At 67.0% G+C, this 12072-nt stretch carries 10 protein-coding genes, 1 tRNA gene and 1 pseudogene; 10 read left to right on the top strand and 2 right to left on the bottom strand.

Annotated elements, in window-relative coordinates; translation table 11 throughout:
• The first annotated feature begins 74 nt into the window (after nucleotides 1-74).
• The 7 genes from topA (at nucleotide 75) to D9V29_RS01315 (ending at nucleotide 7833) form a co-directional block, all read left to right on the top strand.
• The gene (gene topA, locus D9V29_RS01345) at nucleotides 75-2939 is read left to right on the top strand and encodes a type I DNA topoisomerase (RefSeq protein ID WP_121671535.1); all 2865 of its coding nucleotides are present in this window, start codon (nucleotides 75-77) and stop codon (nucleotides 2937-2939) included.
• Complete coding sequence (gene tmk, locus D9V29_RS01340) at nucleotides 2939-3568, top strand: dTMP kinase (RefSeq protein ID WP_121671534.1); 630 nt, start codon at nucleotides 2939-2941, stop codon at nucleotides 3566-3568. Before topA ends, tmk begins: the two co-directional genes overlap by 1 nt.
• A 40-nt stretch (nucleotides 3569-3608) precedes the next feature.
• Nucleotides 3609-4751 carry a DNA polymerase III subunit delta' gene (locus D9V29_RS01335; protein WP_121671533.1) on the top strand — a complete coding sequence of 381 codons (1143 nt, stop codon included), beginning with the start codon at nucleotides 3609-3611 and terminating at the stop codon, nucleotides 4749-4751.
• A gap of 42 nt (nucleotides 4752-4793) precedes the next feature.
• A complete protein-coding gene (locus D9V29_RS01330; RefSeq protein WP_229790387.1) occupies nucleotides 4794-6350 on the top strand; it encodes an alpha/beta hydrolase in 1557 nt (518 codons plus the stop codon).
• 69 nt (nucleotides 6351-6419) lie between these two features.
• A tRNA-Thr gene (locus tag D9V29_RS01325) sits at nucleotides 6420-6495 on the top strand.
• A gap of 143 nt (nucleotides 6496-6638) precedes the next feature.
• A complete protein-coding gene (locus D9V29_RS01320) occupies nucleotides 6639-7346 on the top strand; it encodes an SGNH/GDSL hydrolase family protein (RefSeq protein WP_121671531.1) in 708 nt (235 codons plus the stop codon).
• Between the two features lie 43 nt (nucleotides 7347-7389).
• Nucleotides 7390-7833 (top strand): hypothetical protein, encoded by a 444-nt coding sequence (locus tag D9V29_RS01315; RefSeq protein WP_121671530.1) that lies wholly within the window; start codon nucleotides 7390-7392, stop codon nucleotides 7831-7833.
• Here D9V29_RS01315 and D9V29_RS01310 read toward each other — a convergent pair.
• Entirely contained in the window at nucleotides 7830-8360 is a 531-nt protein-coding gene (locus D9V29_RS01310) for a GNAT family N-acetyltransferase (RefSeq protein WP_121671529.1), read from the bottom strand. The two genes, D9V29_RS01315 and D9V29_RS01310, sit on opposite strands and share 4 nt — an antisense overlap.
• A 39-nt stretch (nucleotides 8361-8399) precedes the next feature.
• Between D9V29_RS01310 and D9V29_RS01305 the strand changes: the two genes are divergently transcribed.
• The 3 genes from D9V29_RS01305 to D9V29_RS01295 all read left to right on the top strand — a co-directional run bounded on the left by D9V29_RS01305 (nucleotide 8400) and on the right by D9V29_RS01295 (nucleotide 11673).
• Nucleotides 8400-9386, top strand: a complete 987-nt coding sequence (locus tag D9V29_RS01305) for a Gfo/Idh/MocA family protein (RefSeq protein ID WP_121671528.1) — start codon at nucleotides 8400-8402, stop codon at nucleotides 9384-9386.
• 43 nt (nucleotides 9387-9429) lie between these two features.
• Nucleotides 9430-10938 carry a D-alanyl-D-alanine carboxypeptidase/D-alanyl-D-alanine endopeptidase gene (dacB, locus tag D9V29_RS01300; protein WP_229790388.1) on the top strand — a complete coding sequence of 503 codons (1509 nt, stop codon included), beginning with the start codon at nucleotides 9430-9432 and terminating at the stop codon, nucleotides 10936-10938.
• A 132-nt stretch (nucleotides 10939-11070) separates the two neighbouring features.
• The gene (locus D9V29_RS01295; RefSeq protein WP_121671527.1) at nucleotides 11071-11673 is read left to right on the top strand and encodes an isochorismatase family protein; all 603 of its coding nucleotides are present in this window, start codon (nucleotides 11071-11073) and stop codon (nucleotides 11671-11673) included.
• A 199-nt stretch (nucleotides 11674-11872) separates the two neighbouring features.
• On the opposite strand, the pseudogene D9V29_RS01290 reads toward D9V29_RS01295, so the two are convergent.
• A pseudogene (locus tag D9V29_RS01290) lies at nucleotides 11873-12072 on the bottom strand (3,4-dihydroxyphenylacetate 2,3-dioxygenase); the annotation flags it as partial.

Below are 12072 nucleotides of genomic sequence, written 5' to 3'. Positions count from 1 at the left end.
GATGTGACGAGGGTTCGGCGATTAGGTGGACACGCGTAAATGGTGTGTATGGTGTGCACGACGAAAGGAGTCGGGTGCCAGGCACAAAAACATTGGTCATCGTAGAGTCGCCGACCAAAATGAAGTCGATCGCCGGGTATCTCGGCGACGGCTATGAGGTACTCAGTTCCGTAGGACACATCCGTGACCTCGCCGAACCCAAGAACCTCCCGGCTGAACTCAAGAAGGGCGCGTTCGGTAAGTTCGCCGTCGACGTCGAAAACGACTTCGAGCCCTACTACGTGGTCTCCGACAACAAGAAGAAAACCGTCGCGGAACTCAAGCGCGCGCTGAAGAACGCCGACGAACTCCTCCTCGCAACTGATGAGGACCGCGAAGGTGAAGCCATCGCGTGGCACCTGCTCCAGGTTCTCCAGCCCAAGGTTCCCGTCAAGCGGATGGTCTTCCACGAGATCACCAAAGACGCAATTCTCGCTGCCAAAGACAACACCCGCGACCTCGACGTCGCCCTCGTCGACGCCCAGGAAACCCGACGAATCCTCGACCGTATATATGGGTACGAGATCTCGCCCGTTCTGTGGCGGAAAGTCGGCCCAAGTCTCTCGGCCGGTCGCGTCCAGTCCGCCGCCACCCGCCTCATCGTCGAACGCGAACGCGAACGACTCGCTTTCACCGCCGCAGAATACTGGGGGCTCACCGCCCAGGCTGCTCCCGACGCCGACTCCACCCACTTCGAAGCCCGCCTCGTCCGTCTCGACGGCGAACGCGTCGCCACCGGCCGTGACTTCGACGACACCGGCAAGCTCACCAGCAAGGCCGTGCCGCTCGACGAGCAGTCCGCGCAGACGATCGCCGCCGCTCTTGCCGCACCCGGAGCATCCGTCGTCGTGTCCAAGGTCGAGTCGAAGCCATACTCGCGCCGCCCGGCCGCGCCGTTCACCACGTCGACCCTGCAGCAGGAGGCCGCACGCAAGCTGCGCTTCTCGGCACGGCAGACAATGAGCGTCGCCCAGTCATTGTACGAAAACGGCTACATCACCTATATGCGTACCGACTCGCCTTCGCTCTCGAGCCAGGCGATCAAGGCTGCCCGCGACCAGGCGACCGCCCTGTACGGCGCGGAAACGATCCCGGACAAGCCTCGCCTGTACGCCGGCAAGAACAAGAGCGCACAGGAAGCCCACGAGGCGATCCGCCCGTCCGGCGACACGTTCCGCACTCCGTCCTCGCTGTCCGGAAGCCTCCGCGGCCAGGACTTCAAGCTGTACGAGCTGATCTGGAAGCGCACCGTCGCCAGCCAGATGGCCGACGCCAAGGGGTCGACAGCAACGGTGACCATCGAAGCGGACGCGGCCGGCAAGCGTGCTGAGCTGACGGCATCCGGAACCGTCATCACCTTCCGCGGGTTCCTCCACGCCTATGAAGAAGGTCAGGACGAAGAGCGCAACGCTGCAGACAACGCTGCACGTGAGGCGAAGCTTCCTCCGCTGACCGAGGGCCAGTCGCTTATCCTCACCGACGTCGACGCCAAGGGTCACGAGACCTCGCCGCCCCCGCGCTACACGGAGGCGAGCCTCGTCAAGACGCTCGAAGAGCTGGGTATCGGTCGACCGTCCACCTACGCGCAGACCATCGCGACGATCACCGACCGCGGATACGTCACCGCGCGCGGCCAGGCGCTCATTCCGTCCTGGATCGCTTTCAGCGTCGTCCGGTTGCTCGAGGAACACTTCAACGACCTGGTCCAGTACGACTTCACCGCCGAGATGGAACTCGACCTCGACCGCATCGCCGGTGGAGAGCAGGACCGTACCGCGTGGCTCAAGTCCTTCTATTACGGCGGCGACGACCACCGCGGGCTCCGCACCGTCGTCGACAACCTCGGTGAGATCGATGCGCGCGAGATCAACTCCCTGCGTCTCAGCGACACGGTGACGATCCGGATCGGCAAATACGGCCCGTATCTCGAAGTGACGGATGCCACGGCGCCGGCTCAGGCGGACGGCGAACCTGCCGTTCCCCGCCGGATCAACATTCCCGAGGATCTCGCTCCAGACGAGCTCACGCTCGCGAAAGCGCAGGAACTCATCGACGCCCCCGTGCTCACCGACCGTGTCATCGGCGTGAACCCGGAGAACGGCAAGGAGATCGTTGCGAAGGACGGCCGGTTCGGCCCCTACGTGACCGAGCTCGAGCCGGAGGTTGCCGAAGAACCCGCGGTCGACCTCGCCACAGGCGAAGTGACGGATGCGCCGAAGAAGAAGGCGCCGGCGAAGAAGAAAGCCGCCGCGGTCAAGCCGCGGACGGCATCCCTCTTCAAGTCGATGTCGCTCGACTCGATCGACCTCGACACGGCGCTCAAGCTGCTGTCGCTGCCCCGCGTGGTCGGTGCCGATCCCGAATCGGGTGAGGAGATCACCGCACAGAACGGTCGGTTCGGTCCGTACCTGAAGAAGGGCACTGACTCCCGCTCCCTCGAGAACGAAGACCAGATCTTCGAGATCGAGCTGCCTGGCGCGCTCGAGATCTTCGCCCAGCCGAAGTACGGCAACCGTCGAGCGTCGAGTGCGCTCAAGGAATTCGAGGCAGACCCGGTCAGCGGCAAGCCGATCAAGCTGAAGGACGGCCGCTTCGGCCCGTACGTCACCGACGGCGTGACCAACGCGACGATCCCCAAGGCCGAGTCGGTCGAGGAGGTCGACTTCGACCGCGCGGTTCAGCTGCTCGCCGACAAGCGTGCCAAGGGACCGGCTGCTCCGCGCAAGAAGGCACCGGCCAAGAAAGCTCCCGCCAAGAAAGCCGCGGTCAAGAAGCCCGCAGCGAAGAAGCCGACGGCGGCTGCTGCGAAAAAGACCGCCGCATCGGCGAAAACCGGCGTCTCGACGGCAACGGCCAAGAAGCCCGCGGCGAAGAAGCCGGTCGCGAAGCCGGCGGAGTAGTGGGCGAGGCGTATCCCGGGCTGTTCATCACCCTTGAGGGTGGTGACGGCTCGGGCAAGTCCACCCAGGCTGCCGAGCTCGAGTCCTGGCTTCGCAGCCGGGGCCGCGAGGTCGTGCGCACCCGTGAACCCGGCGGAACCGACGTCGGCGTGGAGATTCGCGAAATCGTCCTGCACCACCGCGGCGACATCGCGCCGCGCGCTGAGGCCCTTCTCTACGCGGCCGATCGTGCCCACCACATCGCGACGAAGGTACGCCCGGCGCTCGAACGCGGTGATGTGGTGATCCAGGACCGCTACATCGACTCCTCGATCGCCTACCAGGGCGCAGGCCGCGACCTCGGCATGGACGAGGTGCGGGACCTGTCCACGTGGGCGACCGGGGGACTCATGCCCGACCTGACCGTGCTGCTCGACCTCGACGAGGACGCCGCCCGGCTGCGCCTCGACTCGGCGCGCACCCGGTTCGACCGGCTCGAGAACGAAGCGTCGACATTCCACCGCCGCGTACGGCAGGTCTATCTCGAACTCGCTGCCAGTGAACCGCAACGCTTCCTCGTGCTCGACGCGACGGATGCCATCGAATCGCTCGCCGACAGCATCCGTTCCCGGGTCACCACCCTTCTCTGAGCGCGTCGCCGTGTCGGGGGCTGCCGGTAGGCTGGAGGCCATGGCCACCTGGGATGACGTCATCGGGCAGGCAGACGCTGTCTCACTGCTTCGCGACGCCGCCGCCGACCGCGGGGGAGACGCCCACGGTGCCATGACCCACGCCTGGCTGATCACGGGCCCGCCCGGTTCCGGTCGGTCGAACCTCGCCTATGCGTTCGCGGCCGCTCTGCTCAGCCGCGACCCGGACGGCGACCCCGTCACCGCCGCTCAGGTCGACGCGCGCACCCACCCGGACCTCACCGTGCTCGCGACCCCCAACGTCATCATCAAGATCGATGAGGTGCGTGAACTCGTGCGCAGTTCACAGTTCTCGCCCGCCGTCGGCCGCTACCGCGTCATGGTGATCGAAGACGCCGACCGCATGGCCGAGCGGACCTCGAACGTGTTACTCAAGGCGCTCGAAGAGCCGCCGGAACGCACCGTCTGGGTGCTCTGCGCGCCCAGCGATGCCGACCTCATCCCGACGATCCGCTCGCGGGTGCGAGCGATCCGGCTGCGGGTGCCGGACGTCGCCGAGGTTGCCGACCTCATCGTCCGCCGTGACGGCGTCGACGCCGAACTGGCCGAACGAGCCGCGCGCCAGGCGCAATCTCACGTCGGCATGGCCCACCGGCTGGCGACGGATGCCGGCGCGCGCGCCAGGCGCGACGAAACGCTGACCGCAGCACTCGGCATCCGCTCCGTGTCCGACGCCGTGCTCGCCGCCGCGCGAATGCTCGCGATCGCGGGCGACGACGCGAAGGCATACACCGAACAGCGCGATGCGGAGGAACGCGAGCACGCCCTGCGCTCGCTCGGCGTCGAACCAGGGCAGACGTTGCCGCCGGCCCTGCGCTCGCAGATCCGGTCGCTCGAAGACGACCAGAAACGCCGCGCCACCCGGAGCCTGCGCGACGGCATCGACCGGATCCTCGTCGATCTGCTCTCGCTCTACCGCGACATCATCATGCTGCAGCTCGGCCGCTCGGAGACGATCATCAACCGAGAACTCTCCGACGCCCTCACCGCGGCCGGCGAGGCATCCACCCCGGCCGAGACCATGGCGACGATGGATGCCATCCAGGAGGCACGCCAGCGGATCGAGGGCAACGTCGCTCCCGCGCTGGCACTCGAAGCCATGCTCGTCACCGCGATTCGCTAGACGCGTTCCCCCGTGTTCCGATTCCCTATTGGAGACCCATCCGTGACTCGACCGATCCCGGCCACCCGCCGCCGCACCCGGATGGCGCTCATCGCACTGGGGGCAACCCTCGCGCTCACCCTGAGCGGTTGCGTCACCGCGTTCTTCCCCGAGCAGCCGGTCGCGACGTCGGTGCCGACCAAGGAGAACGTCGCCGCGAATCTTCGGCCGTTCTATGAGCAGCAGCTGGTCTGGGAGAAGTGCAACGACGACCTGCAGTGCACCACGGCCGCCGCACCGATGGACTGGGAGAACCCGGAAGACGGTGAGATCGAACTCGCTCTCGTGCGGCAGCCCGCCACGGGAACCGCAATCGGTTCCCTGCTCCTCAACCCCGGCGGCCCCGGCGGCTCCGGGTTCGACTTCGTCGCCGATTCCGTCGACTTCGCCACGGACGAACGGCTGCAGGCCAGCTACGACGTCGTCGGATTCGACCCGCGGGGAGTGGGCAGGTCGACTCCGGTGTCCTGCCTGGAACCGGAGGAGATGGACGAGTACCTCTACGGCATCGCGGAGGCGGAGCGGGGGAGTGACGCCTGGCTCGCCGAGGTCGCCGCGAGCGCGCAGGAGTTCGGCGACGCGTGCGCTGCGAACACCGGGGACCCGCTGGAGTTCGTGACCACGGTGAACGCCGCTCGTGACCTCGACCTGCTGCGTGCACTGCTCGGTGACGAGAAGCTCAACTATCTCGGTTACTCGTATGGCACCTTCCTCGGTGCGACCTACGCCGAGCTCTACCCGGACAAGGCCGGGCGGCTCGTTCTCGATGGTGCGATCGACCCCTCATCGGGCATCTACGAGGTCAACGAGACCCAGGCGAAGGGCTTCGAGAGCGCGCTCGCCGCTTACCTCGACAACTGCATCGGTTCACGCGACTGCCCGTTCAGCGGCACGACGGAAGAGGCGCTCTCCGTGATCGGCGCGCTGATGGCATCCGTCGACCAGACCCCGATCCGGAACACCGACGGCCGTATGCTCGGCTCGAACTCGTTGCTCACCGCCATCATTTATCCGCTCTACTCGCCCGAGCAGGGCTGGCCGCTGCTCAGTGAGATGCTCGCCTCGGTCATGAACGGGTCAGCTGAATACGCGTTCTCGTTCGCGGATGCCTACAACGGCCGCAACGAGGACGGCAGCTACGCCGACAACTCGAGCGAAGCGTTCTCGGCCTACAACTGCCGCGACTACACCTACGACGCCGACCCCGCGCGGATGGCGGCGGAGGCAGCCCAGCTCGCCGAGGCGGCACCCGTGATCGGACCGTACTTCGGTTACGGCGACATCGGGTGCGCGAACTGGCCGTACCCAGACGGCGCGGAGCGGAAAGAAATCACCGCAGAGGGTGCCGCTCCGATCCTCGTGATCGGAACCACGAATGACCCGGCGACGCCGTATGAGTGGGCGGAGTCGCTCGCGGCGCAGCTCGAGAGTGGTGTTCTCGTCAGCTATGAGGGCGAGGGCCACACGGCGTACAACAAGGGAAGCGACTGCATCAATTCGGTCGTCGACGACTTCCTGATCGACGGAATCGTGCCGAGCTCAGATCCGAAGTGTTCATAACCGGTCCAAACACCGGGTAAGATCGATAGCTGTGCGTCGCAGAAACCCTCGGGTTCCGTGATGTCACTCGCCGCCTTAGCTCAGTCGGCAGAGCGTTTCACTCGTAATGAAAAGGTCGTGGGTTCGATTCCCACAGGCGGCTCCATTCAACCCCCTCCCCGGAGGGGGTTTTGTGGTTGACGAGATTTTTCAGCACGGCTCGGCCTGGATGGCAGCCGCTCGCCCTCGAACTGGGGCGAGAACACGAGCAATTCTCGGGTTAGGCTTCCAAGCAGTCTGGAGGCACTCATGAATTCGAGCCGTGCGACCCGGGCACCTCGACTCCGACGAGGGCTCGTCGTTTTGGCCGTGACCGCTGGCCTGGGGCTGTCGGGCTGCGCCAGCCCGGCTGTGTCCGCGCCGGCACCGACCAAAGCCACCCAGCCGATCGCGGTATTCATCGGCGACTCCTACACCTCGGGATACGGCGCCTCGATACCGACGCTCGCGTGGGCGAGCCTCGTCGCGTCCGGCGAGGGCTGGAAGGCCGTCAATCTCGGCCGCGGCGGCACCGGTTACCTGGCCACGAGCGGCCTGAACGGCTGCGGCAAGGAGTATTGCCCCAACTATCAGGAGATGGTGGCCGAGGCGGTCAAGAACCGGCCGGACGTCGTCGTCGTCGCCGGCGGTCAGAACGACTTCACGGCATTCACCGAGGACCCGGATGCCACGCGTGCGGCCATCGAAGCAACCTACGATTCGCTGCGCGAAGGGCTCCCCGATGCGCGAATCATCGCCGTCGGGCCCTCGATTCCAGCGGCGAGAGCAGCTGGTCCCACCTCCACCACGTTCGACGCACTGGTGAAGGAAGCGGCCGAATCGGTCGGCGGCAGCCACATCAGCCTGATCGACCCGCCCATCTTCACCGCCGCGATGATCCTCCCCGACGCCGCTCACGTCAACGATGAGGGCCACGCCGCCATCGCGGCCCGAATCGAAGAGGCGCTCGCCGACTGACCGCCCGATCGGAATGTCGGCCGCTGCACGTAGCGTTCGAGTCATGCCCGACCTGTCGAACGTCACCACCCCGGTGGAATGGGTCGTCACGCATTCGGCCGCCAAGGAGCCCATCGCAATAGTGAGGCGGCTCAGGCTCGGCGCCGAACGGGAACTGTATTTCCGTGCCGTGACGTGGAATGCGGATCCGGCGAAACGCGAACTCGTCGGCTATTGGGGCTCGGCCGAAGAAGCCGTGCAGAACGTCTACGGACTGTTCGAGCGGTCGTTGCCGCCGCAGTTCCTCATGACCGGCGGGGGAACTGCCCGCCAGCCGCAGCCCCTGACGAAACCGAAGCCGCCGCCGGCATCCGCTCGCCCGCAACCGAACGTGCCCACCCACCAGGTGCCGCAGCGGGCTGCACGCCCTCCGGCAGCGCAGAATCCTGGGCATCGTGTTCCCGATCGCCGGATGCCTGCCCGCCAGCTCGTCGGGGCGGGACGCTAGCCGCCCGGCCGGGTCTCGTCGACAGGCAGTTCGTAGATCAGCTCGAGACCGTCGATCTCATCCATCTGCTCACCCACGTGCCGGAACGGAAATTTCATCAGGGTCGCAAGCGAGGCGGGATTGTCGGGGCTGATCGTCGCCCGAAGGACGCGGATGTCCGGATGCCGCCTCGCCCGCTCCACGATTTCTCCGAGGATCGCCGTCGCGAAGCCCTGCCGACGGAACTCGGGCGACACCGCGTAGCTGAGCTCGACCATGCCGTCGGCGTTGGGGGCGCCGTGGAAACCCGACCGCCCGATCACCCTGCGATCGTCGGCGCGGGCGGCAATCCACGCGACCCACGGTTCATCGGCCGGCCTCTCCTCGAGTTGCTCCAACCGCAACTGCCACAACCAGGACGCCGTCAGGTACTCCTCGGGAAGATCGAAACCGGTGATCCGTGATGCTTCGGCGAGGTTCCCGGAGACGAGCGCGCGCAAACCCGCGGTTCCGATGGGCGTCAGGATGACATGCTGAGGTCCCGTCATATGTCGCCTCCCTGCTGTCGTCGCCAGTAGTCTAAACCGGTGACTACAACTGGGCTCCGCTGGGGCATCCTCGGGCCGGGCGGTATCGCCCAGGCATTCGCCAACGACCTCGTCCTCAACGGACTCACCCTGCAGGCGGTCGGATCCCGCCGCGCGGAGACGGCCGCCGCCTTCGCTGAGAAGTTCGGCGTTCCGAACGTGCACTCCAGCTACGAGGACCTCGTCGCCGACCCCGAGGTCGATGCGATCTACATCGCCACGCCGCATCCGTTCCACGCCGCGCAGGCGTTGCTCGCGCTCGAGGCGGGCAAGCACGTGCTCGTCGAGAAGCCGTTCACCCTCAACGCGCGCGAGGCCGAGGCCGTCACTGCCCGCGCACGCGAGCTCGGACTCGTCGTGCTCGAAGCGATGTGGACCCGCTTCCTGCCCCACATGGCCCGGATCCGCGAGATCCTCGCCGAAGGCACCCTGGGCGAGCTCCGCTCGATCGTGGCCGACCACACCCAGCACCTCCCGTCCGACCCGTCGCACCGTCTCAACGCGCTCGAACTCGGCGGCGGCGCCCTCCTCGACCTGGGCATCTACCCCATCTCTTTCGCGAGCGCCGTGTTCGGTACTCCCGCGCAGGTGACGGCATCCGCCACGTTCCGTGAGACCGGGGCAGACGCCAGCGTCGCCACGATCTTCACCTATGGTGACGACCGCGTCGCCACCACGTTCTCGGCGAGCAACGCCCACGGGCCGAACGTCGCGAGCATTCTCGGTGCCGACGGCCGCATCGACATCGACGCCGTCTGGTACACGCCGACTTCCTTCACCGTGTACAACAACGACGACGAGGTTCTCGAGACCTTCACGTCGACTGTTGTCGGTCGTGGCATGCAGTTCCAGGCGCTCGAGCTCGAACGGCTCGTCGCGACCGGCGAACTCGAATCCGCGCTGCTGCCCCACGCCGAGACCGTGTCGATCCTCGCGACTCTCGACGACATCCGCGCACAGATCGGCCTCGTCTACCCCGGTGAGTGAATTCCCCGGGGACGCTGTGAGGCGTTCCCGGTACGATTCTCGAGTGCCCACCGTGTTGCCCGGCGACGACGCCCGTCATCCTCCCGAGGGGGGAGCGGATGCCACGACGAGCGCGCCCGTTCGTCGCTCGACCGCTCATCGGCGCGGGGGCATCGGCGCCTCCCTGAGCCGTCACCGCTTTGCGTGGCTGGTCACGGCATCCGTTGCTGCCTTCGCTGTGCTCGGAAGCGGCGCCGTCGCCCTCGGAGCCGCGACAGCGCCGTCGCCGGTTGCGGCGACACCGACCGCCACCCCGACACCGACGCCGACCGAGACCACACCGCCGCCCCGCCCGGTGTCGACGGTCGAGCAGACGGCGTCGCCCCTCCGGACCTGCTCCGTCGCCTGGCTGCTCGACGACGGTCGGTTTGGAAAACTCCAGGCCCAGGTCCTCACCGCCGACGGCCAGTTGCTGTTCGAACGCGACCCGGCGACGGCGTCGCAGACCGCCAGCTCGATGAAGGTCCTCACGGCCGCCGCCGCGCTGAACGTGCTCGGACCCGACTTCCGGGCGACAACACGCGTCGTCGCCGGTGCCGAGCCCGGCACCATCGTGCTCGTCGGCGGGGGAGACCTCACCCTGACCCGCCTGCCTTCCGGGCAGGAGCCGGTCTACACCGGCGCAGCACACCTCGACGACCTCGCCGGCAAGGCAAAAGCCGAGTGGGAGTCCCGGTTCCCCGGCACGCCGATCACCCGTATCGTCCTCGACTCCAGCTACTTCGGCGGGAAGACCTGGGGAGACACCTGGCCGCCCACAGAACGCGGAACCGGATGGCTCTCCCACATCACCGCGCTGCAGGTGGACGCTGACCGCGCGGACCCACGGGTGTTCCTCTCCCAACGCGGCGACGACCCGGTCGGGCGGGCAGGAGCAGCGTTCGCGCAGTACTTCGGCGGAGTCTCTGTCGAACAGGGAACCGCGCCGCCGGGAGCCGCCGAGCTGGCATCCGTCTCATCGCAGCCGTTGTCGACCCTGATCCCGCAGTTCCTCATTCCGTCGGACAACTCGCTGGCCGAGATGGTGGCTCGGCACGTGGCGATCGCCCTCGGCGCGGGAAACACGATCGACGCGCTCGCGACAGCGATTCCGGAGGCGCTTCGGGTGTACGGGATCGATACCTCCGCCCTGCGGATCGCGGACGGTTCGGGCATGAGCCGCAACAACGCCGTCGCCCCGTCGTACCTCACGGCGTTGTTCGTGAAGATTCACGCGCGGGAGGGGAACCTCGGCATCCTTCGCGACGGGCTGCCCGTCGCCGGCGAATCCGGCACGCTCAACTATTCGAACCGGTTCTTCGGAGACAACGCCGTCGCGCGTGGGCACGTGCGCGCCAAGTCCGGTTCGATCTCGTCGGCATACACGCTGACCGGGATGATCGACGCCGCCGATGGCTCCACGCTGATCTTCGCGATCTTCGCCACCGGGAATGTCGGCGCCAGCGCCCGCACGGCGATCGACACCCTGACCACAGCGTTCTACCGGTGTGGCGGCAACCTGTCGAACAACTGACGCGCGTTCAACAGGTGCTGGCTGGCGAAACGCGGCGATTCCACCTGTTGGGCGTGACCCGCGGCAGAATCCGCCTGTTGAGCGTGCGGGGCGACGGTAGCCTGAAAGGCGATCACGACACCGGGAGGCATCATGACCAGGGCACTGTTCATCATCGACGTGCAGAACGACTTCACCGAGGGGGGCGCGCTCGGCGTCGACGGAGGAACCGCCGTCGCCACCCACCTCACCTCCTACCTCGAGCGGGCAGCAGACAGCTACAGCCTCGTGATCGCCTCGCGCGACTGGCACAGTCCGGACGGCGACAACGGCGGACACTTCGCCCGCATCGGCGAAGAGCCCGACTTCCTCGACACCTGGCCCGTGCACTGTGTCGCCGGGACACCGGGAGCCGACTACCACCCAGCCCTCGACCAGTCACACATCACGCTCCACGTGAAGAAGGGGCAGGGCGAACCGGCGTACTCGATCTTCGACGGCCTCGTCGACGGCGGAGCGTCTGATGGCGCCACGATCACCGATGTGCTCGAGTCGCACGGCGTGACCGAGGTCGACGTTGCCGGGATCGCCACCGACTACTGTGTGCGGGCATCCGTTCTGGATGCCGTCGAACACGGCAGGCACGTCCGCGTCTTCACGGACCTCATCGCCGGTGTCGCGCGCGAAACCAGTGACGCGGCACTCGCCGAGATGGGTCACGCGGGTGCTGTGCTCGTCGGGAGCGACGCGGACTGAGCCGACGCGCTCGCTGACGGTGGATGCTTCCACCGTCCGCCTCGTCGTAGAGTCGCCACTCAGTGTCGCTGGCAGTTGATCGGTCCGAAACGGCGGTTCGTGGGCATTGTGGGTCGCCCTGTGGGACCGATCGATCCCCGCAAACGACGAAGCGGCATCCGCTCGGCCCGAAAGCACAGAGGGGATGCCGCGTCGCGGGCTACAGCGTGTCGCCGAGCTTGAATCCCTTGTCGACGTCACCCTCGCGAGTGTAGGAGAATCCGTCGGCGCCGACGGTGACCGCCATCTCGCTCGGCTCCTCGCGCTCGACGAGCGGCTGCGGGTTGCCGTCGAGGTCGAGAACGAGCGACGCCTCGGTGTACCAGCTCGGAACAACGGGATTGCCCCACCAGTCACGGC

The sequence above is a fragment of the Mycetocola manganoxydans genome (genome assembly GCF_003667545.1).
Taxonomy (GTDB): domain Bacteria; phylum Actinomycetota; class Actinomycetes; order Actinomycetales; family Microbacteriaceae; genus Mycetocola_A; species Mycetocola_A manganoxydans.
This window is presented reverse-complemented; position numbering and strand designations above follow the sequence as displayed.

Bases quoted from the DNA above. Each gene is read 5' to 3' on its own strand.
- D9V29_RS01320 (WP_121671531.1), top strand. From the start codon at position 6,639: ATGAATTCGAGCCGTGCGACCCGGGCACCTCGACTCCGACGAGGGCTC.
- D9V29_RS01335 (WP_121671533.1), top strand. From the start codon at position 3,609: ATGGCCACCTGGGATGACGTCATCGGGCAGGCAGACGCTGTCTCACTG.
- D9V29_RS01315 (WP_121671530.1), top strand. From the start codon at position 7,390: ATGCCCGACCTGTCGAACGTCACCACCCCGGTGGAATGGGTCGTCACG.
- D9V29_RS01295 (WP_121671527.1), top strand. From the start codon at position 11,071: ATGACCAGGGCACTGTTCATCATCGACGTGCAGAACGACTTCACCGAG.
- D9V29_RS01310 (WP_121671529.1), bottom strand. From the start codon at position 8,360: ATGACGGGACCTCAGCATGTCATCCTGACGCCCATCGGAACCGCGGGT.